This is a genomic window from Streptomyces cadmiisoli (assembly GCF_003261055.1).
Taxonomy (GTDB): Bacteria; Actinomycetota; Actinomycetes; order Streptomycetales; family Streptomycetaceae; genus Streptomyces; species Streptomyces cadmiisoli.
Genome location: NZ_CP030073.1, coordinates 3,809,542 through 3,832,803, shown reverse-complemented (window position 1 = coordinate 3,832,803; position 23,262 = coordinate 3,809,542). Strand labels below are relative to the sequence as shown.

The following is a 23,262-nucleotide window of genomic DNA, read 5'->3' as shown; positions in this document are numbered from 1 at the left end:
CATGTCCGACACCACCCGCGTCTACGACTACGTCGTCATCGGCGGCGGCACCGCCGGCTCCGTCATCGCCTCCCGCCTCACCGAGAACCCCGACGTCACCGTCGCCGTGATCGAGGGAGGCCCGAGCGATGTCGGCCGCGACGACGTCCTGACCCTGCGCCGCTGGATGGGTCTGCTCGGCGGCGAACTGGACTACGACTACCCGACCACCGAGCAGCCGCGCGGCAACTCCCACATCCGGCACAGCCGCGCCCGCGTCCTCGGTGGCTGCTCCTCGCACAACACGCTCATCGCGTTCAAGCCGCTGCCCTCCGACTGGGACGAGTGGGAGGAGGCCGGCGCCGAGGGGTGGGGCGCCGTCCGGATGGAGGCGTACTTCGCCCGTCTGCTGAACAACATCGTCCCGGTCGACGAGAAGGACCGGAACGCCATCGCCCGCGACTTCGTCGACGCCGCCCGCTCGGCGCTCGGCGTGCCCCGCGTCGAGGGCTTCAACAAGAAGCCGTTCACCGAGGGCGTCGGCTTCTTCGACCTCGCCTACCACCCCGAGAACAACAAGCGGTCCTCGGCGTCGGTGGCGTATCTGCACCCGGTGATGGACGAGCGGCCCAACCTGACGATCCTCCTGGAGACCTGGGCGTACCGGCTGGAGCTGAACGGCACCCGCGCCGAAGGCGTCCACGTCCGCACGAAGGACGGCGAGGAACTCCTCGTACGGGCCCGCAACGAGGTGGTGCTGTGCGCGGGCGCGGTCGACTCCCCGCGGCTGCTGCTGCACTCGGGCATCGGCCCGAAGACGGACCTGGAGGCGCTCGGCATACCGGTGGCGCACGACCTGCCCGGTGTCGGCGAGAACCTGCTCGACCACCCCGAATCGGTGATCGTCTGGGAGACCCACGGACCCATCCCGGAGAACTCCGCGATGGACTCCGACGCCGGTCTGTTCGTGCGCCGCGACCCCGAACACGCGGGCCCGGACCTGATGTTCCACTTCTACCAGATCCCGTTCACGGACAACCCGGAGCGCCTGGGCTACGAACGCCCCCCGTTCGGCGTCTCGATGACCCCCAACATCCCCAAGCCGAGGAGCCGCGGCCGGCTGTACCTGACCAGCGCCGACCCGTCCGTGAAACCGGCCCTCGACTTCCGCTACTTCACCGACGAGGACGACCACGACGGCCGCACCCTCGTCGACGGCATCCGGCTCGCCCGCGAGATCGCCGCGGCCGAGCCGCTCGCCCACTGGCTCAAGCGCGAGGTCTGCCCCGGCCCCGACGTCACCGGGGACGAGGAGCTCGGCGAGTACGCCCGCAAGGTCGCGCACACCGTCTACCACCCCGCCGGCACCTGCCGGATGGGCGCCGCCGACGACCCGGACGCGGTGGTGGACCCGCAGTTGAGGATCCGCGGCCTGGACGGCATCCGGATCGCCGACGCGTCGGTGTTCCCGACCATGCCCGCCGTCAACCCGATGATCGGGGTGCTGATGGTCGGGGAACGGGCCGTGGAGCTGATCGGGGGCGGTGCGTGATGAGTACCCCGGTCTTCTCCGTCGACGGGCTGTGGAAGGTGTTCGGCCCCAAGCCCGAACGGGTCCCCGCGGACCCCGGCCTCACCGCCCTCGACCCCGCCGAGCTGCGGGCCCGTACCGGCTGCACCGCCGCCGTCCGCGACGTCGGCTTCGAGGTGCGCAAGGGCGAGGTGTTCGTCGTCATGGGCCTGTCCGGCTCCGGCAAGTCCACGCTGGTCCGCTGTCTGACCCGGCTCATCGAGCCGACGGCCGGCACCATCGCCATCGACGGCGAGGACGTCCGCGCGATGGACAGGGCCCGGCTGCGCGAACTGCGCAGGCACCGCGCCGCGATGGTCTTCCAGCACTTCGGCCTGCTCCCGCACCGCACCGTCCTCGACAACGTGGCCTACGGCCTGGAGATCCAGGGCGTGGGCCGGGCCGAACGGCGGGCCAGGGCCGCCGAGGTCGTCGCCAAGGTCGGCCTGGAGGGCATGGAGCAGCGCAGGCCCGGCCAGCTGTCCGGCGGCCAGCAGCAGCGGGTGGGGCTGGCGCGGGCGCTGGCGGTCGATCCCGAGGTGCTGCTGTTCGACGAGCCGTTCAGCGCTCTCGACCCGCTGATCCGGCGGGACATGCAGGAGGAGGTCGTCCGGCTGCACCGCGAGGAGGGCCGCACGATGGTCTTCATCACCCACGACCTCGGCGAGGCCCTCAAGCTCGGCGACCGCATCGCCCTGATGCGGGACGGCCGAATCGTCCAGCTCGGCACTCCCGAGGACATCGTCGGCTCACCGGCCGACGACTACGTCCGCGAGTTCGTCCGCGACGTTCCCCGCGAGCAGGTCATCACGGTGCGTTCCGCGATGCGGCCCGCGTCCGCGCGGGAGGCGGACTCCGGTCCGGCGCTCGCTCCGGGCGCCACGGTGTCCGAGGCGATCGAGGCGGTGGCGCGCAGCGGCGGCCCGGTCCGCGTGATGGACGCCGGACGCTGCGTCGGCGCGGTGGACTCCGAGGGGCTGCTCGGCGTCGTGGCGGGCGTGACCCCGAACGGACGTACCGCGGGAGCGGTGCGCACCCGCACGGAGGCGGTCTGATGGCATCGATCACCGCGACCGCCCCGCGGGCGCTGCCCGCCCTGCTCAGAAACCGCGCCGCGGCCAAACTCGGCCTCCTGGCCCTCGCCGCCGTCGTCCTGGTGCCCCTCGCCCAGGCCCGCTGGACCGGCGGCGCCTGGCCCGAGGCCCTGACCGTCGACCTGACCGGGCCGCTGACCGGTGTCAGCGACTGGATCATCGACAACCGGGACAGCCACCCCCTGTTCCTCTACTTCTTCGGCCACGTCAGCAACGCCGTCGTCCTGTGCGTACGCGCCGTCTACCTCGCCCTCCTCGCGGCGGGCTGGGCCGGTGTCACCGCCGTCGCGGCGTTTCTGGCCTGGCGCTTCGCCGGGGTGCGGCAGGCGCTCGGCACGGCGGCCGCGTTCCTGGCCTGCGGCCTGCTCGGCATGTGGGTGCCGACCATGCAGACGCTGGCCCTGATGGTGGTCGCGGTGCTCGCGTCGGTGGCCGTCGGCGCCCTGCTGGGCCTGGCGGCGGGACTGTCCGACCGTATGGACCGGGCCCTGCGGCCGGTCCTGGACACCATGCAGGTGCTGCCGGCGTTCGCCTATCTGCTGCCCGTGGTGCTCGTCTTCGGCATCGGTGTCCCGGCGGCCGTCCTCGCCACCGTCGTCTACGCCGCCCCGCCCATGGCCCGCCTCACCGCGCTCGGCCTGCGCGGCGCCGACCAGGGTGTCCTGGAGGCCGTCGAGTCCCTCGGCGCCACCGCCCGCCAGCGCCTGGTGACCGCCCGGATCCCGCTGGCCCGCGGGCAGCTCCTGCTGGGCCTCAACCAGACGATCATGATGGCGCTGTCCATGGCCGTCATCGCGTCGGTGATCGGCGCGGGCGGCCTCGGCGACCGTGTGTACCAGGCGCTCGCCACCGTGGACGTCGGCGCGGCGCTCGCCGCCGGAATCCCGATCGTGCTGCTCGCGGTCGTCCTGGACCGGGTGACGGCGGCCGCCGGCGACGGCGGCACCGCAGGACACCGAGCGGGATGGACGTACGCCCTGGGCGCCGCCCTGGCTGTCGCGGTCGCCGGGCGGCTGCTCGGCCGCACCGACTGGCCCGAAGCCTGGACGCTGAACATCGCCGAGCCCGTCAACCGCGCCGTCGACTGGATGACCGCCCATCTGTACTCGGGGGTGCCGGTCGTCGGCGGCACCGCCGACTGGGCCGGGCGGTTCACCACGTGGGTGCTGGACCCGCTGCGTGACGGACTGCTGTGGCTGCCCTGGTGGTCGGTGCTGCTCGTGGTGGCCGCCCTCGCCTGGCTGATCGGCACCTGGCGCACCGCGCTCACCGCGGTCCTCGCCATGGCCGCGATCGGTGTCCTCGGGGTGTGGGAGCCGGCGCTCGACACGCTCTCCCAGGTCCTGGCGGCCGTCGCCGTCACCCTCGTGCTGGGCTTCGCGACCGCGGTCGCCGCGGCCCGCAGCGACCGCTTCGAACGGCTGCTGCGCCCCGTCCTCGACGTCTTCCAGACGATGCCGCAGTTCGTGTACCTGATCCCGGTCGTCGCACTGTTCGGCGTGGGCCGCGCCCCCGCCGTCGCCGCGGCCGTCGTGTACGCGCTCCCGGCCGTGGTCCGCATCACCGCGCAGGGACTGCGCGAGGTCGACCCCGCGGCCATGGAGTCGTCCCGCTCGCTCGGCGCGACCGGCGGGCAGCAGCTCCGCCAGGTCCAGCTGCCGCTCGCCCGCCCGGCGCTGCTGCTCGCCGTCAACCAGGGTGTCGTCCTGGTCCTCGCCGTCGTGATCATCGGCGGCCTGGTCGGCGGCGGCGCGCTCGGCTACGACGTGGTCTTCGGCCTCGCGCAGGGCGACCTGGCGACCGGTCTGGTGGCCGGAGCGGCGATCGTCTGCCTGGGCCTGATGCTGGACCGGGTGACGCAGCCGACCGATCGCCGTGCGAAGAAGGGAGCCTGACATGCGTACGCGTACGGGCACAGTGGCGGCGGCCGGTCTGCTCGCTCTGACCACCGGCTGCGGTGCCGCCGACATGACCCAGCAGGCCTCGCCGTTCGCGGGGGCGCAGGGCACCAAGAGCGTGACCCTGTCCGTGCAGTCCTGGGTGGGCGCCCAGGCGAACGTCGCCGTGGCCCGGTACCTGCTCGAACACGAACTCGGCTACCGCGTCGACACCGTCCAGATCGACGAGGTCCCCGCCTGGGACGCCCTCAGCCAGGGCCGCGTCGACGCGCTCCTGGAGGACTGGGGACACCCCGAGGAGGAGCAGCGGTACGTCGAGGACAAGAAGACGATCGTGAACGGCGGCGGCCTCGGGGTGACCGGCCACATCGGCTGGTACGTCCCGACGTACTTCGCGAAGCAGCACCCCGACGTCACCGACTGGAAGAACCTCGACAAGTACGCCGACGAGTTCCGCACCCCGGAGAGCGGCGGCAAGGGCCAGCTGATGGACGGCTCCCCGTCCTACGTCACCAACGACAAGGCACTGGTGAAGAACCTGAAGCTGGACTACCAGGTGGTGTTCGCCGGTTCGGAGGCCGCGCAGATCACCCAGATCAAGCAGTTCGCCAAGGAGAAGAAGCCCTTCCTGACGTACTGGTACTCGCCCCAGTGGCTGTTCCGGAAGGTCCCCATGACCGAGGTGAAGCTCCCCGCCTACGAGGAGGGCTGCGACGCCGATCCGGCCGCGGTCGCCTGCGCCTATCCGCACACCCCGCTGCAGAAGTACCTCAACGCGGACTTCGCCCGGGACGGCGGCGAGGCGGCGGCCTTCCTGAAGAAGTTCCGGTGGACGACCGAGGACCAGAACGCGGTCTCCCTGATGATCGCCGAGCAGCGGCTGACCCCCGAGGAGGCGGCCAGGAAGTGGGTGGACAGCCACGAGTCCACCTGGCGCGCGTGGCTGCCCTGACCGGCCGCGACCGCTACGTCCGGGGACGCCGCAGGCCCGCCACGATCCCGCGCAGCGTGTCCGCGGCGCGCTGCTGGAGGGCCCCGCCGAAGGTGACCCGGGTGGCGCCCAGTTCGCCGAGCTCGGCGGGGTCCGGCCCGTCGAGCCCGGCGAACGCGTTGATCGGCCCCTCGATCGCGGAGCGCAGCACCGGCAGCACCTGTGGGGGCGCGCCGATCGGATAGACGCAGTCGGCGCCCGCCGCGCCGTACAGCACGGCCCGCTCGACGGCCTTCTCGGGATCGGTGATCCCGTGGATGAACGTGTCGATCCGCGCGTTGACGAACAGCCGGTCGCCCGCCGCCGCCCGCATCTCGGCGAGCCACTCGGCATGCGCCCGCGGATCCTTGAGGACACCGCCCGCGGAATCCTCGACGTTGCAGCCGACGACGCCGGCCTCCACCAGCCGCTCCACCAGCTCACGCGGCGGCAGGCCGTAGCCGCTCTCGATGTCCGCGGACACCGGTACGTCCACGGTCCGCGCGATCCGGGCGACCGCCGCGAACATCTCGTCCGCCGGAACCGCCCCGTCCGCGTACCCGAGAGCGGCGGCCACTCCCTCGCTCGGGGTCGCCAGCGCGGGGAACCCGGCCTCGGCCAGGATCCGGGCGCTCACCGCGTCCCACGGACCGGGCAGTACGAGCGGGTCGGCCGGACCGGGCCGCCGGTGCAGGGCGCGGAACGCCTCCGCCTTGCTCACCACGCGGCACTGCCCGCGGAGGCCCGGTCGGGACGGGAAACGGGCGCGGGGGCGCACCGCACGGTCGTCGTGTCGCTGCCGTAGGTGGTCATGCCCCACACCCTAGGAGCGCGGCGCCCCGGAAGCAGGGTTCCTTCCCGCCTGACGTGATCGCGCACATTCAAGTCCCTCCCCTATGATCACCCGTCGGAACGACTGTCGACGGGGAGACGAGGACATGGCAGAAAACCGGCGCCGGCTGCGCTCCAGCACCGTCGTGCTCGGCGGTATGGGGGTCATAGCCGCGGCCCTCACCTCCTGCGGGTCCGAACCGGACCGCCGCTGCGTCGACCGCGACAGCTACGACTACGCCAACGGCTACAGGATCGTCGCCGACAACAACTGCAACTCCTCCTCGTCGGGCTCCTCGTACGGCAAGAACCGGAAGTCGGGCGGCGCCACCGTCGACGCCGACTGGTACTACGACGCCGACGTCAGCGGGAGCTACGCCGACTACGGCACCTTCAGCCGCAGCGAAGCGGTCGACCGCGGCGGCTTCGGCTGCTCCGGCGGCAGCGGCGGCGGCTGAGCGGGCGGCCCCGCACGGACTCCGCCCGACACGCAAGGAAGCCTCCCCGTGGAACGCCGCACCATCGAGCCCCGCCCCGGCTGGCAGCAGACAGTCGAGGAACAGGGGCTGATCTACCCGCTCACCCGCTACCCCGACGACTCCCTGCGCCCCTACTGGGACGAGAGCGCCTACTACGTCTTCTCCCTCGCGGAGATCGAGGCGCTGGAGGACGTCGTCGAGGAGCTGCACCGCATGTGCCTCGCCGCCGCCGAGCACATCGTCGCCGCCGACCGCTTCGCCGACCTCGGCATCACCGACCCGCGGATCGCCCGCGTGGTCGCCGAGGCCTGGCGGCGCCGCGCCGAACTCCCCTCCGTCTACGGCCGCTTCGACCTGCGCTACGACGGAACGGGCCCGGCGAAGCTGCTGGAGTACAACGCCGACACACCCACCTCCCTGGTCGAGGCCGCCTCCCCCCAGTGGTTCTGGATGGAGGAGCGCTTCCCCGGCGCCGACCAGTGGAACTCCCTCCACGAACGCCTCGTCGCCGCCTGGCGCAAGCACTCCGCCCTGCTGCCGCCCGGCAACCCCCTGTACTTCGCGCACTCCAGCGCCGACGAGCTCGGCGAGGACCTGATGACCGTCGCCTACCTCAAGGAGACCGCGGAACAGGCCGGGCTCGACACGGACTGGATCTCGATGGAGGAGATCGGTTGGGACCGGCTGTCCGGCCGCTTCGTCGACAACAGCCTCCGGTTCATCCGCAGCTGCTTCAAGCTCTACCCGTGGGAGTGGCTCACCACCGACCGCTTCGCCGACCACGTGCTCGACACCCTCGACAACGGCGGCGGCACCGGCACCACGCTGTGGATCGAACCCGCCTGGAAGATGCTGCTCAGCAACAAGGCGCTGCTCGCCGTCCTCTGGGAGCTCTACCCCGGTCACCCGAACCTGCTGCCGGCCCACCTCGACGGCCCGCGCGAACTGGCCACCACCACCGGCTACGTCGCCAAACCGCTGCTAGGCCGCGAGGGCGCCGGAGTGACCGTCCACCGGCCGGGCGCGGACCCCGTTTCGCGCGAGGAGCCCTGCTGCTACCAGGAACTGGCCCCCCTGCCCGACTTCGACGGCAACCATGTCGTCCTCGGCGCCTGGATCGTGGAGGACGAGTCGGCCGGCCTCGGCATCCGCGAATCGGCCGGCCTGATCACCGACGAGTACGCCCGCTTCCTGCCGCACGTCATCCTTTAGGGGGACGGCTGGACGGGTAGCCGGCGACGGACGGGCGGGTGGACCGGCTGTCGGGCGGGTCGGGGCGGTCGGTCGGGCGGGTCGGTCGGGCGGACAGAGAGGCGGGCGCCGGTGGGACCGTCCCGGCTCCCGCTCTAAGCGCCCAGCACATTGCGCAGTTGCGCGAGCCCCCAGTCCAGGTCTTCCTTCGAGATCACCAGTGGCGGCGCGATGCGGACCGTGGAACCGTGGGTGTCCTTCACCAGCACCCCCCGGTCCATCAGCTTCTCGGACACCTCCCGCCCCGTGCCGTACCGCGGGTTGATGTCCACGCCCGCCCACAGCCCCCGCCCGCGCACCTGCGACACCCGCCCGGTGCCGACCAGCGCCGCCAGCTCCCGGTGCAGATGCCCGCCGAGCTCCGCGGCCCGCGCCTGGAACTCACCCGAACGCAGCATCGCGATCACCTCCAGCGCCACCGCGCAGGCCAGCGGGTTCCCGCCGAACGTCGACCCGTGCTCCCCGGGCCGGAACACCCCGAGCACATCGGCCGACGACACCACCGCCGACACGGGCACGATCCCGCCGCCCAGCGCCTTCCCCAGCACGTAGACGTCCGGTACGACGCCCTCGTGCTCGCACGCGAAGGTCTTCCCCGTCCGCCCCAGCCCGGACTGGATCTCGTCGGCGATGAACAGGATGTTCCGCTCCCGGGTCAGCTCCCGCACCGCCGGGAGGTAACCGGCCGGGGGCACGATCACCCCCGACTCGCCCTGAACGGGTTCCAGCAGGACGGCGACCGTGTTCTCGGTCAGCGCCTCCCGCATCGCCGCCAGATCCCCGTACGGCACGATCTCGAAGCCCGGCGTGTAGGGCCCGAAGTCCGCCCGCGCCTCCGGGTCGGTGGAGAAGCTGATGACGGTCGTCGTACGGCCGTGGAAGTTGCCGCTCGCGACCACGATCTTCGCCATCTCCGCGAACACGCCCTTGACCCGGTACCCCCACTTCCGGGCCGTCTTCACCGCCGACTCCACCGCCTCCGCGCCCGTGTTCATCGGCAGCACCATCTCCATGCCGCACAGCTCCGCCAGCTCGGTGCAGAACGCCGCGAAACGATCGTGGTGGAAGGCGCGCGACGTCAGCGTCAGCCGCTCCAGCTGCGCCTTCGCCGCATCGATCAGCCGCCGGTTGCCGTGCCCGAAGTTCAGCGCCGAATAGCCGGCCAGCAGATCCAGATAGCGCCGGCCCTCCACGTCCGTCATCCACGCCCCGTCGGCGCTGGCGACGACCACCGGCAACGGGTGATACGTGGGCGCACTGTGGGCTTCTGCGGCGGCGATGAGGCTTTCCGTAGCGGTCACGGCAACTCCCGGAGATGAGGCTCGCCCCTTTCCTATCGTCGCTCGCATGGTGGACGTGGGAACTGGATCGTCCGGCGCGCCCGGTAGGCTGACCGGCGGGCCGTGACTGGCGCGCTGGGATGGGACCGACCATCGGGGAGCGGCCCCCGAGGCCCGGACACGGGCCTGGCGAGCGAGTGCCGTGCGCCTGGGCCGAACCGTGAACCGCGCACGCCGAAAGCCACGCAGCCCGGAGGCCGACATGTCAGAGCAGCAGCCACTCTCCACCGAGTCCACCGCCTTCCGTTCCGCCCTCGACGTCATCCGTGCCGTCGAACCGCGCGTCGCCGACGCCATCGGGCAGGAGGTCGCCGACCAGCGGGAGATGCTCAAGCTGATCGCGTCCGAGAACTACGCGTCCCCGGCCACGCTGCTGGCGATGGGCAACTGGTTCAGCGACAAGTACGCCGAGGGCACCGTCGGCCGCCGCTTCTACGCCGGCTGCCGCAACGTCGACACCGTCGAGGCCCTCGCCGCCGAGCACGCCCGCGAGCTGTTCGGCGCCCGCCACGCCTACGTCCAGCCGCACTCCGGCATCGACGCCAACCTCGTCGCTTTCTGGGCCGTCCTCGCCCAGCGGGTCGAGGCCCCCTTCCTGGAGAAGGCCGGCGCGCGCCAGGTCAACGACCTCACCGAGGCCGACTGGGCCGAGCTGCGTCGCGCCTTCGGCAACCAGCGCATGCTCGGCATGTCCCTGGACGCCGGCGGTCACCTCACCCACGGCTTCCGCCCGAACATCTCCGGCAAGATGTTCGATCAGCGCTCCTACGGCACCGACCCCGGCACCGGCCTCCTCGACTACGAGGCCGTGCGCGCCACCGCCCGCGAGTTCAAGCCGCTGATCATCGTGGCCGGCTACTCCGCCTACCCCCGTCTGGTGAACTTCCGGATCATGCGCGAGATCGCCGACGAGGTCGGTGCCACGCTCATGGTGGACATGGCGCACTTCGCCGGGCTCGTCGCCGGCAAGGTCCTCACCGGTGACTTCGACCCGGTCCCGCACGCCCAGATCGTCACGACCACCACCCACAAGTCGCTGCGCGGCCCGCGCGGCGGCATGGTGCTCTGCGACGACTCCCTCAAGGACCAGGTGGACCGCGGCTGCCCGATGGTCCTCGGCGGCCCGCTCCCGCACGTGATGGCCGCCAAGGCTGTCGCCCTCGCCGAGGCGCGCCGGCCCTCCTTCCAGGACTACGCCCAGCGCATCGTGGACAACTCCCGCGCCCTCGCCGAGGGCCTGATGCGCCGCGGCGCGACCCTGGTGACCGGCGGCAGCGACAACCACCTCAACCTGATCGACGTCACCTCCTCCTACGGCCTCACCGGCCGCCAGGCCGAGGCCGCCCTGCTGGACTCGGGCATCGTCACCAACCGCAACGCCATCCCGGCCGACCCCAACGGCGCCTGGTACACCTCCGGCATCCGCATCGGCACCCCCGCCCTGACCACGCGCGGCCTCGGTACCGCCGAGATGGACGAGGTCGCCGGTCTCATCGACCGCGTGCTGGCCACCACCGAGCCCGGCACCACCGCCAAGGGCGCACCGTCCAAGGCCCAGCACATCCTCGACCCGAAGATCGCGGACGAGATCTCCCGCCGGGCCACCGACCTGGTCGCCGGCTTCCCGCTCTACCCGGAGATCGACCTCGGCTGACGCGGACGAAAGGCCCGCACCGGGCTCGGAGACCGGACAGCTCATCTCGTGATCGCCCGCCGCGGTGGTCCGGCCCCGGCCGGACCACCGCGCGGTGTTTCCGCAGCGCGCCGGGCGCCCGGCGCCGGTGAGCCCGGCGCCGCGCTCCGCGACTCATATGTCACGCAGCTCCTGCCTCGGGCCTGGTTCCGGCCGCAGCCGGCCCAGCGGGACACGGCCCGCGAACGGACGCAGGACCAGCGCCAGCACCGCTCCGGCCGCCGCGCCCGGCAGCGCCCACCACCATCCCGAGCCCGCCCCCGCGGCGGCAGCGCCGGTCGGCGAGGCGGCGGCCTCGCCGCCGGAGGCGCCGGAACCGGCCCCGTCACCCGCGGCGGACTCCTGCGACGGCCCGTCCTGAGGGAGAACCCCGCCGGACCCCTTCTCGGCGGCCGGACCCAGCACGCCCAGCCCCTCGAGCAGCGTGCGCAGCTCGGCCGGCCGCTCGGCGCGGTGCCACACGCCGTTCACCGTGTCCGGCAGGTTCCTCGACGTGTGGATCCAGACCTTGCCGTCTTCGGAGGACGGGTACACCTGGTCGTACCGCCAGGGCGACACGTCGTGCACCATCCAGGTGACATTGATCAGCCGTGCCCGGGACAGATCGGCCTCGGGCGGCTTGACCGCCGTCGCCGTGGACGGCTCGCCCAGCAGCTGCTGCAACCGGTCGTACTCCTCGTCGGTGGAGTACAGCGCCGCCGTCCGCGTGCTCTCCGGAGAGACGATCAGCACGCTCGTCGGGCCGCCCGCCGAAGCGACCGGCGCACTCCCCATCAGCAGCGCCAGCGCCGCCGCCAACACCGCCGCCAGCGCCGCCAGTTCACGACGGCTGTCCTTCCACCACATCACGTGCCCGCGCATTCGAACCCCCTACCGGGCGATCCCCGTGCGGCTCGTCCGCGAGCCGCGTGTCACTCCTGGTACACCGCCCGGCCCGCCGGGGTTCCCACTTCGCCCGCACTATTCGCCGGGCACTTCGGACGGCCCGCCCGAGCCCTCCCCGACCGACCGCGCCAGGTCCACCGCGCGCTCCCGGGCCGCCACACCCTCCAGCCGCAGCGTCACCTCGCCGTCCGGCGTCCCGTGCGTCCACAGCAGCGTCGGCCCGGCCGTCCGCTCCGCCCGGGAGAAGCGGTCCCCGTCGCCGTCCACCAGCCAGAAGCTCAGCAGGTGCGGCCGTGCGAACCAGAGGGCCGGTTCCGACCCCGCCCCGGCGGCGTCCAGCGTCAGCCACTGCGGCTGCTCGCGCACCGTCTTCACGAAGGTCATGTCCAGGCCCGCCGCGTACTGGTCCAGCCGGATCGTGCCGCCCCGCTCGTGCCAGCACAGGGTCACCACGGACCGCCCGCCCGGCACGCCGGCCACCGCCACCGAGTCCGGCTCGCCCAGCGCCCCGGGCACCAGCGGCTCGAAACCCGCCCGCCGCGCGGCCTGCGCCGACGGCACCGACCGGCCGCAGCCGGGCGCACCGGAGCCGTCGGAGGGCACCGCCGACGGGTCGTAGCGCACCTCGACGCCGCCGAAGTCGAACCAGTCGACGACCGCGGCGCGCACCGGGGGTGTGAGCGCGAGCACGGTCAGCAACCCGCACAGCGCGGCCGTCAGCGAGTGCCACCGCACCCGCGCCCACCGGCGCACCGCCCGCAGCCGCCCGCCGAACCCCGGCGGCTCGGGCACCGGCACGGGCACCCGCTCGGCGAGCAGCTGCTCCAGCACCCGCTCGACCATCGACTCCGCCCCGTCCGCCCCCGGCGGATCCAGGGACCGGCCGAGCGCCCGCAGCTCCTCGGGCAGCCCGGAGTCCGCGGTGCCGTCCCGCCCGCGCCGGGGCTCGCCCGCGCCGTCGTACGACCTGTCACGCACGCTCGTCACCCCCTTCCCCGGGCTCGAAGTCCGGCAGCAGCCGGCTCAGCTTGCGCAGCGCGCGATTGAGCCGGGACTTCACCGTGCCGCGTGGCCAGCCCAGCGCCTGGGCGGTCTCCGACTCGTCCATCTCCAGCAGATAGCGGTAGGTGACGACCAGCCGGTGCTCCTCGCTCAGCTCGTCCAGCGCGCTCAGCAGGGCCGCGCGGCGCTCCGTGTGCAGGGTCGCGACCGCCGGGTCCGCCGTCTCCGGTATCGGCGGCTCGGCCTCGACCAAGGCCGCCTCGCGCCCGGCGAGGGTGCGCTGGCGGGCCGCCGTCCGCACGGTGTTTCTCGTCTCGTTCGCCACGATCGACAGCAGCCACGGCCGGAACGCCGAGCCGTCCCTGAACCGGCCCAGCGCGCAGTACGCCTTGACGAAGGCCTGCTGCACCACGTCCTCCGCGTCCGCGCCCGCCCCCAGTGCCGCGGCCGCCCGCAGGGCGATGCCCGTATGGGCCCGCACCAGCTCCGCGTACGCCTCCGGCTCTCCGGCGCGTACGCGTGCGATCACCGCGGCCTCATCGACGATGCGGCCCCCCTCCCGCGTCCTCACTCTCTTGTTACACCGCTGGAGGCCGATCGGTTCCCATCCGTTCCGAAGCGGTTCCGGACCGGTCCCCGGGACCTGAGAGAATGGTGGGCATGGCCTCTGACCGACCCCGTGTGCTCTCCGGAATCCAGCCGACCGCAGGCTCGTTCCACCTCGGCAACTACCTCGGCGCCGTGCGCCAGTGGGTGGCCCTCCAGGAGTCGCACGACGCGTTCTACATGGTCGTCGACCTGCACGCGATCACGATCCCGCAGGATCCGGCGGACCTGCGGGCGAACACCAGGCTGGCCGCCGCCCAGCTCCTCGCGGCCGGTCTCGACCCGGAGCGCTGCACGCTGTTCGTCCAGAGCCACGTCCCCGAGCACGCCCAGCTCGCCTGGATCATGAACTGCCTCACCGGCTTCGGCGAGGCGTCCCGCATGACCCAGTTCAAGGACAAGTCCGCCAAGCAGGGTGCCGACCGCGCCTCCGTCGGGCTGTTCACGTACCCGATCCTCCAGGTCGCCGACATCCTGCTCTACCAGGCCAACGAGGTGCCGGTCGGCGAGGACCAGCGCCAGCACATCGAGCTCACCCGGGACCTCGCCGAGCGCTTCAACGGCCGCTTCGGCCGGACGTTCACGGTCCCGAAGCCGTACATCCTCAAGGAGACGGCGAAGATCTACGACCTCCAGGACCCGTCGATCAAGATGAGCAAGTCGGCGTCGACGCCGAAGGGCCTGATCAACCTGCTCGACGAGCCGAGGACCACCGCCAAGAAGGTCAAGAGCGCGGTCACCGACACGGACACCGTGATCCGCTTCGACCCCGAGGCCAAGCCGGGCGTCAGCAACCTCCTGACGATCTACGCGACCCTCACCGGGACGACCGTCGAGGAACTCCAGCAGCAGTACGCCGGCAAGGGCTACGGCGCGCTGAAGACGGACCTGGCCGAGGTCATGGTCGAGTTCGTGACGCCGTTCCGGGAGCGGACCAACCAGTACCTGGACGACCCCGAGACGCTCGACTCGATCCTCGCCAAGGGCGCGGAGAAGGCACGTGTCGTCGCCGCGGAGACGCTGGCGCAGACCTACGACAGGGTGGGCTTCCTCCCGGCCAAGCACTGAGCCGGGCACCGAGCCGAGCACCGGGCCCCGGGCACGGGGCGGACACCGGGCCGGCACTCGGCGCTCACCACCGCACAGCGCTGCACATCACTACGGCTGCGCCTGCCCAGGGCAGTTCCGTGGCCGTACAGTCGATAGCCACAGGCCGCATCCGCGGCCGTCCGTGCCCGCACGAGCCGTACTCGACACGACGACAGGAGACGACGTGGGGACCGTAACGATCGGGGTGTCGATCGCGGTCCCGGAGCCGCACGGCAGCCTGCTCCAGCAGCGGCGCGCGGGCTTCGGCGACGCCGCCGCTCACGGCATCCCCACGCATGTCACCCTGCTGCCGCCGACGGAGGTCGGCGAACCGGACCTGGCCGTGATCGAGGCCCACCTCGGCGCGGTCGCGGCGGCCGGGCGCCCCTTCGCGATGCGACTGTCCGGCACCGGCACCTTCCGCCCGCTGTCACCGGTGGTGTTCGTCCAGGTGGTCGAAGGCGCCGAGGCCTGTGCCGGGCTCCAGCAGCAGGTCCGTGACCCGTCCGGGCCGCTCGCCCGCGAACTGCAGTTCCCCTACCACCCGCACGTCACCGTGGCGCACGGCATCGCCGACGAGGCCATGGACCGCGCCTACGCCGAGCTCGCCGACTACCGTGCCGAGTGGGCCTGCACCGGCTTCGGCCTGTACGAGCAAGGGGCCGACGCCGTGTGGCGCAAGCTGCGCGACTTCACCTTCGGCGGCGCGGTGGTGCCGCCGCAGGCCGCTCATGTGGAGCGGGGCACCATCCCCAGCCGGTGACCCGGCCCGGCGGGGCCGGCCGAAGCCGGCGGCGGGCAGGAGCCGTGACACACGGCGGGCGGCCCCCAGGCGCCGCCGCTAGGGCCTGTCGTCACATTGCTGTCGTTGCCCGAAGGGCGGCCCGGGCGTCGCGGGGCAGGCGGGAATTTGACGACAGGTCCTAGAGCGGCAGGCGCCGGAACACCGCGCGCGGCAGGTGCCGCAGCACCGTCGTGACCGGGCGCAGCGACGCCGGCACCCACACCGCCTCCGAGCCCCGGCGCAGGCCGAGTTCGATCGCCGTCGCGACCTCTTCGGGGGTGGTCGACAGCGGTGAGCGGGCCGGACCGGCGGCCGTCCTCGCCCGCACGGAGCCGGGGCGTACGACCATCACGTGCGCGCCCGTGCCGTACAGCGCGTCGCCCAGGCCCTGGGTGAAGGTGTCCAGGCCCGCCTTGCTGGAGCCGTAGATGAAGTCGCCGCGGCGGGCGCGTTCGCCGGCCGCGGCGGACAGCACCACGAGCGAGCCGTGTCCCTGTGTCTGCAAGGCGCGGGCGGCGACCAGGCCCGCCGACACGGCGCCCGTGTAGTTGGTCTGCGCGACCCGCACGGCGCCGGCCGGCTCGCGTTCGTCGTACGCCTGGTCGCCGAGGATGCCGAAGGCGAGCAGCACCATGTCGATGTCGTCCTCCGCGAATACCTTGCCGAGGACCGTTTCGTGGGACTCGTGGTCGAGCGCGTCGAAGGTGACGGTGCGGACGTCGGCGCCGAGGGCGCGCAGCTCCTCGGCGGCCCGCTCCAGGCCGGGTGAGGGCCGGCCGGCCAGCCGGACGGTGCGGGTGCGGCGGGCGATCATCCGGCGGGCGGTGGCGAGCGCGATCTCGGACGTACCGCCGAGGACGAGGAGGGACTGGGGGAGGCCGGAGGCGTCCTTCACGACGATCACACTCCTGGTGGCGGGCCTGTGGCGGACTCTTCGGTGACCGTAGTGCCCGGGGCGGCCATTGGTTTCGGGGACATTCGCCGCCTCCCCGAAATGGGTGATTAATGGGATGTCGCCCAATATTGCCGGAATTCCCGCGGTGTTGACGTGAACAGTGACATGCGGTTCCGGGGCACTCGGACAACGGGCGTCGAAATCGGCGGAACCGGCGGGGACGCCGGCCCCGTCGGACGCGACGGACGCCCCGGACCGCATTCACGGCCGCACGGAGGGCAGGGTCGGATCATGGACTGGCTGAAGAAGCTCCCCGTCGTCGGCCCACTGGCCGGCCGTCTGATGCTCACGCACGCCTGGCGGTCGTACGAGCGGCTGGACCGGGTCAAGTGGACACGGCTGGCCGCGGCGATGACGTTCACCAGCTTCGTCGCGCTGTTCCCGCTGCTCACCGTGGGGGCCGCGATCGGCGCCGCCACGCTCGGGCCGGACCGGCAGAAGGAGCTGGAGGACAAGATCGCCGAGCAGATCCCCGGCATCTCCGAGCAGCTGAACATCGGTTCCCTGGTGGAGAACGCGGGCACCGTCGGCCTCATCGCCGCCGCCCTGCTGCTGCTGACCGGCATCAGCTGGGTCGGGTCGATGCGGGACTGCCTGCGCGCGGTGTGGGAGCTGCCCGACGACGAGGAGAACCCCTTCGTGCTCAAGGCCAAGGACGCGGGTGTGCTCGTCGGCCTCGGCGGGGCGCTGCTGGTCACCCTCGCCGCCTCGGCCGTCGCCTCCGCCGCGGTCGGCTGGATCATCCGCCAGCTGGGCCTGGCCGAGCACGGCTGGGGCAGTCTGCTGCTGCGTGTCGCCGCGTTCCTCGTCGCCGTGCTGTGCGACTTCCTGCTGCTGCTGTACATGCTCACGCTGCTGCCGGGCGTCGAACCGTCCCGACGGCGGCTGATCGTCGGGGCGTTGATCGGCGCGGTCGGCTTCGAGGTACTGAAGCTGCTGCTGAGCGGCTACTTGCAGGGGGTGGCCACGAAGAGCATGTACGGCGCGTTCGGCGTCCCCGTGGCGCTGCTGCTGTGGATCAACTTCACCTCGAAACTCCTGCTGTACTGCGCCGCCTGGACGGCGACGCAGAGCAAGGAGGCGGGGGAGGCCGGCGGCGTCAGCGGCGGCGGCGCACCAGATCCGGCAGCGGCCAGCGGCGGTTGACCAGGAACACACCGGCCCCGAGCAGTACCAGCACCCCGCCGGTGATCGCGAGCGCGACACCGATGCCGCTGGAGCCGCTCGCCGTGGCCGCGCTCGCGGCCGACTTGCCCGACTCGCCGGCGGCGCCCGCTCCGCCCGCCTCGCCCGCGCCGGGGGCGCCCGCGGAGGCCTTGGCGCCCGGCTCGCCACCGGTGCCCTCGGCGCCCTTCGGCGGCACCAGTTCGCCGACCGGGTCCACCTTGTCGGCCGCCTTGAACCCCCAGTCGAACAGCCGGGCGGTCTCCTTGTAGACCTGGTTGTGCCCGCTCTTGGCGGGGTTCATGACCGTGACCAGCAGCACCCTGCCGTCGCGCTCGGCGACACCGGTGAAGGTGGCGCCCGCGTTGGTGGTGTTGCCGTTCTTGACGCCCGCGATGCCCCGGTACTGGGAGATGTCGTAGTCGCCGGTCAGCAGCCGGTTGGTGTTCTGGATCTCGAAGGACCCGCGGACGGACTTGCCCTTCTTGTTCTTCGTCGTGGCGCCGGGGAACTTCGCCGTGGCCGTGGAGGAGTACTCCCGGAAGTCCTTCTTCTGGAGTCCGGAGCGGGCGATCAGCGTCAGGTCGTACGCGGAGGAGACCTGGCCGGGCGCGTCGTAGCCGTCGGGGCTGACCACGTGCGTGTCGAGGGCCTGGAGGTCCTCGGCGTGCTCGTTCATCTCCTTGACGGTGTTGTCGATGCCCTTGTTCATCTGGGACAGCACGTGCACCGCGTCGTTGCCGGACTTCAGGAAGACGCCGAGCCACAGGTCGTGGACCGAGTAGGTCTCGTCCTCCTTGATGCCGACCATGCTCGAGCCGACGCCGATGCCCGCGAGGTCGGAGACGGCGACCTTGTGCTTCATCGTCTTGGGGAACTTCGGCAGCACCGTGTCGGCGAACAGCATCTTCAACGTGCTGGCCGGGGCCAGCCGCCAGTGCGCGTTGTGCGCCGCGAGCACCTCGCCGGACTCGGCGTCGGCCACGATCCACGAGCGGGCCGTGACGTCCTTGGGGAGCACCGGGACACCTGTGGCGAGGTTCACCTGGGTGCCCGCCCGGCCGAGCCGCTCGCCACCCACGGTCGACATGTTCGCCGGGGGAGTGGCCGACGGGCTGGTCGACGGACCGGGCGCCGCGAACGCGGTGGGCGTGGTCAACAAAACGGACAAAAAGGTCGTGGAAGCGGCCAGTAGAGATCGCCTGGCGGTCATCTTGGGTGCGGGCACGAGCGAGAACGTACAGCCCCGGCGCCGGGAAGTCCCGCCGCCCTCCCCACCCCGCGAACGGAACCGGACATCCGGCGGAGATACTGAACGCATGAAACTCAGCCGCCCGATGTCCTGGTTCCTGCTCGCCTTCGGGGTGTGGAGCTGGGTCATCTGGGTCACTTTCGTCAAGAACCTGATCAAGGACGGCAGCGGTCTGGCGTTCGACGACGGAGATCCGACGGCATACTTCTGGGTCCATCTGACGCTCGCCGTCGTCTCCTTCGTATTGGGGACGGTTGTCGGGGTCATCGGGTTGCGCGGACTGCGCGCACTGCGTCGAACTTCATAGACACCGGCATCCGGTCGAGGAGAGAACAGCAGCATGGTGATCGTCTTCCTGCTCGTCGTCGTGAGCGTCCTCGTGACGGCGAACTGGTACCTGTGGCGCCGCCTGTTCCGCGACACGACGAGGGCCCCGGGCCCGGTCCGTCTCGTCGGCGCGGTGCTGCTCGCCGGCGGCTGGGTGGTCGCCGTGACCGCGTTCGTCGCCGAACGCGCGGGTGCTCCCTTCTGGCTCCAGCGGACCCTCGCCTGGCCCGGTTTCCTGTGGCTGGCGCTCTCCCTCTACCTGCTGCTGGCCGTACTGGCGGGCGAGGTCGTACGGCCGCTGCTGCGCCGCTTCCTCGAACGCCGGGACCGTGAGCGGGCGCCCGCCGTGGCCGCGACGGTTCCGCAGCCGCAGCCCGAGGCGATACCGGCCGGCGCGCCCCCCGCGCAGCCCGAGCCCGTCGAACCGCCGCGCCCGCCCGCCGTCACGCCCGCTCCGTCGCGCCGCCTGTTCGTCTCCCGGGTCGTCGCCGGTGCCGCCGCGGCGGCCGCGGTCGGCACCGTCGCCCACGGCACCTACGGCGTGCTGCGCGGCCCGCGGGTCAAGCGGGTCACCGTGCCGCTGGCCAAACTGCCGCGCACGGCGCACGGTTTCCGGATCGCGGTGGTCAGCGACGTCCATCTGGGCCCGGTTCTCGGCCGCGGCTTCGCCCAGCGGGTGGTGGACACGATCAACTCGACCCAGCCCGACCTGATCGCGGTGGTGGGCGACCTCGTCGACGGAAGCGTGCGGGACCTGGGGCCCGCCGCGGCGCCCCTGGCCCAGCTCACGGCCCGCCACGGCGCGTACTTCGTCACCGGCAACCACGAGTACTTCTCCGGCGCCGAGCAGTGGGTCGACGAGGTGCGGCGCCTCGGCCTGCGGCCCCTGGAGAACGCCCGCACGGAGCTGCCCCACTTCGACCTCGCGGGCGTCAACGACCTCGCGGGCGATTCCGTGGGCCAGGGGCCGGACCACGCCAAGGCACTCGGCGACCGGGACCGGGCACGCGCGTGCGTGCTGCTGGCCCACCAGCCCGTGCAGATCCACGACGCCGTCGAGTACGGCGTCGACCTCCAGCTGTCCGGCCACACCCACGGCGGCCAGCTCTGGCCCGCCAACCTCGTCGCCGACGCCGCGAACCCCACCCTGGCCGGCCTGGAGCGCTACGGCGACACCCAGCTGTACGTCAGCCGCGGCGCGGGCGCCTGGGGTCCGCCCACCCGGGTGGGCGCCCCCTCCGACATCACGGTCGTGGAGCTGGCGTCGACACGGTGACCGGCCGCGGCGGCTCACCGGCTTCTGACGTGGTCCCGGGGCGCCGGGACACCTCAAGTGCCACCGCGCGGAGCACCCGGCACAGCATCATGTGACGGAAGTGTGCGCGGTGAGGAGCGAGCGTGGTGAGACGTCACTCCTTCCGGCTGCCCCGGCTGCCCCGGCTGCCCCGGCACCCGGCACCCGGCGTCCGTCGGCCTGGCCCCGCGCCGGGTACGGGACCAACTGGCCGAGCGGGGGCGCCACCCCGACGACCGGACGCTCGCCGACGCCGTGCTGCTCGTGTCCGAACTCGCCACCGACGCCGTACGCCACGGGGCCTGGCGGGCGCACGAGTTCGAGGTCGCGGTGACCGCCCTGGCCGACGGTTCCCGCCTCATAGAGGTGTCCGGCGAGGGCCGCCCCGAACCCCGGCCGCGGACCGTGGACGAGCAGGAGGAGAGCGGACGCGGCCCGGACCTCGTGGAGCGCACGGCCGCCGCGTGGGGCGTGTGGAACCGGGGCGGCGGCAAGACGTGTGGGCCCTCGTGGCCGCCCGTGCGCAGCTCCTACGACGGCCGGGACGGGGCCGCGGCGTCCGGCGGCCGTACGCCGGCGCAGTCCTCCGGCGCCGGCGCCGGACGGTCCGGCAGGGTCACCGTCACCGCCAGCCCCTCGCCCGGTGCCGTCTCCACCGCCACCTCGCCGCCGTGCGCGTGGACCACGCCCTGCACGATCGCCATGCCCAGGCCGCTGCCCGCACCGCCGCCCGCGCGGAAGAAGCGGTCGAACACCCGGGCCGCGTCCTCCGCGTCGAGGCCCGGCCCGTCGTCCGCGACGCACAGCCGGACCGTCCCGTCGCGGCGCTGCGCGGCGAGCCGCACGGGCACGTCGGAGGGGGTGTGGATCCGCACGTTGGCCAGCAGGTTGCCGAGGATCTGCCGCAGCCCGGACTCGTCGGCGTGCACCAGCAGCGCGCCGTCCGCGGCCACCGTGAGGGGCCGCTCGGGCTGCTGAGCCCGCAGGTCCTGCGCCGCCTCCCGCACCAGCAGGCTCAGGTCGACGTCGCGGAAGCGCAGCTGCGGCTGCTGGTCCAGACGGGCCAGGACGAGCAGTTCGTCGACCAGCCGGCCCATCCGGTCCGCCTCCGCCATCACCCGCTCCCAGGCCCGCTTTCGGTCCACCGGATCGCGCAGCATGCCCTTGTCGTACAGCTGGAGGTAGCCCCGTATCGCCGACAGCGGGGTGCGCAGCTCGTGCGAGGCGTCCGCGACGAAGCGGCGCAGCTGGGCGGCGCTGCGTTCGCGTGTGCGGTACGCCGACTCCACCTGGTGGAGCATGGAGTTGAGGGCGAGCCGGAGCTGCTCCACCTCCAGGGTGGGCTCGCGACTGGACGGCACGCGCCGGGTCAGGTCGCCCTCGGCGATCGCCGTCGACGTCTCCACCATGTCCTCCAGCGGCTGGGTGCGGCGGCGCACGCTGATCATGGTCAGGCAGGCCAGCAGGGCCAGCAGCAGGGAGCCGACGGCGAGGTCCAGCTTGAGGGCCTTGGCGACGACATGGCTGACGGGCTCGGTCGAGGTGGCGAGCAGGACGGTGGTGCCGTCGTCGAGCCGGCCGGCGGTGACGCGGTAGTGATCGCCCCGGACCTGGAGGTCGCGCGGCTCGGTGTCGGCGACCAGCGGCGCCGGATCGGCCACCGCGGCGGCCAGCGCGCGCTGCGTCCCGGTCACCGGCAGGCCCCCGATCGCCAGAGGCCGGCCGGCCGCGTCCACGGCCACGAAGACGGAGCCCTGCACCAGCGTGTCGGTGTCATCGCCGGAGGAGCCGGATCCCATTTTTTCGCTGAGGGCGAACAGCGCGGTGAGCGAGTCGATCTGCTCGAAGGTCAGCGGAGCCTCGCCGACGGACCTGCGGGACGACAGCAGCTCGCTGTCGATGGCGTCCAGCAGATAGTGCCGCAGGCCCATCAGGCTGGCGGCGGTCGCCGCGACGATGGAGAGCGCCAGCAGCACCACGTTGGCCAGCGTCAGCTTGCCGCGCAGGGAGCGCGGGCCGTGTGCGCGGCGGCCCTTGACGGTCCTCATGCCAGCCCGTAGCCGACGCCCCGGCGGGTGGTGATCACCGGTGCTCCCAGTGGGTCCAGCTTGCGCCGCAGGTAGCTGATGTAGGTCTCGACGACGGTCGACTCCGACGGCGCGTGCTCGTACTGCCAGACGTGCCGCAGCAACTGCTCCTTGGGCACGATCCGGCCGCCGTTGCGCACCAGGAAGCGCAGCAGCGCGTACTCCGTGGGGGTGAGCTCGACCGAACGGCCGGCCCGGTGCACCGAGTACGTCGTCTCGTCCAGCTCCAGATCGCCGTAACGCAGCGGCGGGAGCTGCGGAAGCACGTCCGCGGGGCGGGTGCGGCGCAGCACCGCGGTGACCCGGGCGACGACCTCGTCGATGTTGAAGGGCTTGGTGATGTAGTCGTCGCCGAAGCCGAGCGCGCCGACGATCTCGGCGGGCGAGTCGCGCGCCGTGAGGAACACCAGCGCCAGGTCCGGCCGCCGCTCGCGCAGTTCACGGCCGAGGGCGCGGCCGTCGCCGTCCGGGAGCATGACGTCGAGCAGCGCCGCGTCGGGGCGGGTGCGCTCGGCCAGGGCGAGCGCCTCGCGGACCGTGCCCGCGGTCATGACCTCGAAGCGGTGGAAGCGCAGGGCGATCGTGAGGACGTCGGCGATGCTCACCTCGTCCTCCACGACCAGCACGGTGCCGGGAGCCGTCGTCATGCCCCCAGTATCGGCGCGCCCACCGACAACGGGGCCGCCCGCGCTTTGGAGTTGCTTGAGAGTCA

General features: G+C 72.6%; 21 protein-coding genes and 1 pseudogene. 13 read left to right on the top strand and 9 right to left on the bottom strand.

The genetic code is table 11. From position 1 onward, the window contains the following. The first annotated feature begins 1 nt into the window (after position 1). Genes DN051_RS16250 through DN051_RS16235 form a run of 4 tightly spaced genes read left to right on the top strand, consistent with a single transcriptional unit; the run spans position 2 to position 5,493 of the window. Positions 2–1,531 carry a GMC family oxidoreductase gene (locus DN051_RS16250; RefSeq protein WP_053760061.1) on the top strand — a complete coding sequence of 510 codons (1,530 nt, stop codon included), beginning with the start codon at positions 2–4 and terminating at the stop codon, positions 1,529–1,531. Next, entirely contained in the window at positions 1,531–2,604 is a 1,074-nt protein-coding gene (locus tag DN051_RS16245) for a quaternary amine ABC transporter ATP-binding protein (protein WP_053760062.1), read from the top strand. Before DN051_RS16250 ends, DN051_RS16245 begins: the two co-directional genes overlap by 1 nt. Beyond that, positions 2,604–4,538 carry an ABC transporter permease gene (locus tag DN051_RS16240; RefSeq protein ID WP_112438969.1) on the top strand — a complete coding sequence of 645 codons (1,935 nt, stop codon included), beginning with the start codon at positions 2,604–2,606 and terminating at the stop codon, positions 4,536–4,538. Before DN051_RS16245 ends, DN051_RS16240 begins: the two co-directional genes overlap by 1 nt. A gap of 1 nt (position 4,539) precedes the next feature. Then, positions 4,540–5,493 (top strand): ABC transporter substrate-binding protein, encoded by a 954-nt coding sequence (locus tag DN051_RS16235; protein WP_053760064.1) that lies wholly within the window; start codon positions 4,540–4,542, stop codon positions 5,491–5,493. 13 nt (positions 5,494–5,506) lie between these two features. Here DN051_RS16235 and DN051_RS16230 read toward each other — a convergent pair whose 3' ends face one another. Continuing rightward, the gene (locus tag DN051_RS16230) at positions 5,507–6,232 is read right to left on the bottom strand and encodes an isocitrate lyase/PEP mutase family protein (RefSeq protein WP_112442305.1); all 726 of its coding nucleotides are present in this window, start codon (positions 6,230–6,232) and stop codon (positions 5,507–5,509) included. 217 nt (positions 6,233–6,449) lie between these two features. Between DN051_RS16230 and DN051_RS16225 the strand changes: the two genes are divergently transcribed. Further along, on the top strand, positions 6,450–6,800 hold the full coding sequence (locus DN051_RS16225) for a hypothetical protein (protein WP_053760065.1): 351 nt from the start codon (positions 6,450–6,452) through the stop codon (positions 6,798–6,800). A gap of 48 nt (positions 6,801–6,848) precedes the next feature. Further along, a complete protein-coding gene (locus tag DN051_RS16220) occupies positions 6,849–8,033 on the top strand; it encodes a glutathionylspermidine synthase family protein (protein ID WP_053760066.1) in 1,185 nt (394 codons plus the stop codon). 134 nt (positions 8,034–8,167) lie between these two features. Here the strand turns inward: DN051_RS16220 and rocD are convergent, their stop codons facing one another. After that, complete coding sequence (rocD, locus tag DN051_RS16215; protein WP_425471775.1) at positions 8,168–9,421, bottom strand: ornithine--oxo-acid transaminase; 1,254 nt, start codon at positions 9,419–9,421, stop codon at positions 8,168–8,170. Positions 9,422–9,614: 193 nt separating this feature from the next. Between rocD and DN051_RS16210 the strand changes: the two genes are divergently transcribed. Next, on the top strand, positions 9,615–11,066 hold the full coding sequence (locus DN051_RS16210; RefSeq protein ID WP_053760068.1) for a glycine hydroxymethyltransferase: 1,452 nt from the start codon (positions 9,615–9,617) through the stop codon (positions 11,064–11,066). A 153-nt stretch (positions 11,067–11,219) separates the two neighbouring features. Here the strand turns inward: DN051_RS16210 and DN051_RS16205 are convergent, their stop codons facing one another. The 3 genes from DN051_RS16205 to DN051_RS16195 all read right to left on the bottom strand — a co-directional run bounded on the left by DN051_RS16205 (position 11,220) and on the right by DN051_RS16195 (position 13,521). Further along, complete coding sequence (locus DN051_RS16205) at positions 11,220–11,966, bottom strand: hypothetical protein (protein WP_246041036.1); 747 nt, start codon at positions 11,964–11,966, stop codon at positions 11,220–11,222. A 99-nt stretch (positions 11,967–12,065) separates the two neighbouring features. Beyond that, on the bottom strand, positions 12,066–12,977 hold the full coding sequence (locus DN051_RS16200; protein ID WP_425471774.1) for a hypothetical protein: 912 nt from the start codon (positions 12,975–12,977) through the stop codon (positions 12,066–12,068). Continuing rightward, positions 12,961–13,521: an RNA polymerase sigma factor gene (locus DN051_RS16195; protein ID WP_112438967.1), complete on the bottom strand. Its 561-nt coding sequence runs from the start codon at positions 13,519–13,521 to the stop codon at positions 12,961–12,963. Before DN051_RS16195 ends, DN051_RS16200 begins: the two co-directional genes overlap by 17 nt. 131 nt (positions 13,522–13,652) lie before the next feature. On the opposite strand from DN051_RS16195, the gene trpS reads away from it, so the two are divergent. Both trpS and DN051_RS16185 read left to right on the top strand, forming a co-directional pair. Then, complete coding sequence (gene trpS, locus DN051_RS16190; RefSeq protein ID WP_053760133.1) at positions 13,653–14,666, top strand: tryptophan--tRNA ligase; 1,014 nt, start codon at positions 13,653–13,655, stop codon at positions 14,664–14,666. A gap of 205 nt (positions 14,667–14,871) precedes the next feature. Next, positions 14,872–15,450 (top strand): 2'-5' RNA ligase family protein, encoded by a 579-nt coding sequence (locus tag DN051_RS16185; protein WP_053760071.1) that lies wholly within the window; start codon positions 14,872–14,874, stop codon positions 15,448–15,450. A 160-nt stretch (positions 15,451–15,610) separates the two neighbouring features. On the opposite strand, the gene dprE2 is transcribed toward DN051_RS16185, so the two are convergent. Beyond that, complete coding sequence (gene dprE2 / locus DN051_RS16180) at positions 15,611–16,366, bottom strand: decaprenylphospho-beta-D-erythro-pentofuranosid-2-ulose 2-reductase (RefSeq protein WP_053760134.1); 756 nt, start codon at positions 16,364–16,366, stop codon at positions 15,611–15,613. A 291-nt stretch (positions 16,367–16,657) separates the two neighbouring features. Here dprE2 and DN051_RS16175 point away from each other — a divergent pair, with 291 nt between their 5' ends. Continuing rightward, positions 16,658–17,572 (top strand): YihY/virulence factor BrkB family protein, encoded by a 915-nt coding sequence (locus DN051_RS16175; RefSeq protein WP_053760072.1) that lies wholly within the window; start codon positions 16,658–16,660, stop codon positions 17,570–17,572. Here the strand turns inward: DN051_RS16175 and DN051_RS16170 are convergent. Next, the gene (locus DN051_RS16170) at positions 17,526–18,818 is read right to left on the bottom strand and encodes a D-alanyl-D-alanine carboxypeptidase family protein (protein ID WP_053760073.1); all 1,293 of its coding nucleotides are present in this window, start codon (positions 18,816–18,818) and stop codon (positions 17,526–17,528) included. The two genes, DN051_RS16175 and DN051_RS16170, sit on opposite strands and share 47 nt — an antisense overlap. A gap of 91 nt (positions 18,819–18,909) precedes the next feature. Here DN051_RS16170 and DN051_RS46515 point away from each other — a divergent pair, with 91 nt between their 5' ends. The 3 genes and pseudogenes from DN051_RS46515 to DN051_RS46510 form a co-directional block, all read left to right on the top strand. Then, a complete protein-coding gene (locus tag DN051_RS46515) occupies positions 18,910–19,149 on the top strand; it encodes an SCO4848 family membrane protein (RefSeq protein ID WP_053760074.1) in 240 nt (79 codons plus the stop codon). Between the two features lie 33 nt (positions 19,150–19,182). Next, positions 19,183–20,445, top strand: a complete 1,263-nt coding sequence (locus DN051_RS16165; RefSeq protein ID WP_053760075.1) for a metallophosphoesterase — start codon at positions 19,183–19,185, stop codon at positions 20,443–20,445. Between the two features lie 122 nt (positions 20,446–20,567). Then, positions 20,568–20,981, top strand: a pseudogene (locus DN051_RS46510) (ATP-binding protein); the annotation flags it as partial. 12 nt (positions 20,982–20,993) lie between these two features. On the opposite strand, the gene DN051_RS16155 reads toward DN051_RS46510, so the two are convergent. Both DN051_RS16155 and DN051_RS16150 read right to left on the bottom strand, forming a co-directional pair. Further along, positions 20,994–22,511: a sensor histidine kinase gene (locus tag DN051_RS16155; RefSeq protein ID WP_112438966.1), complete on the bottom strand. Its 1,518-nt coding sequence runs from the start codon at positions 22,509–22,511 to the stop codon at positions 20,994–20,996. Continuing rightward, positions 22,508–23,197, bottom strand: a complete 690-nt coding sequence (locus DN051_RS16150; RefSeq protein ID WP_053760077.1) for a response regulator transcription factor — start codon at positions 23,195–23,197, stop codon at positions 22,508–22,510. The genes DN051_RS16155 and DN051_RS16150 overlap by 4 nt, the downstream gene beginning before the upstream one ends. Between the last annotated feature and the right edge of the window lie 65 nt (positions 23,198–23,262).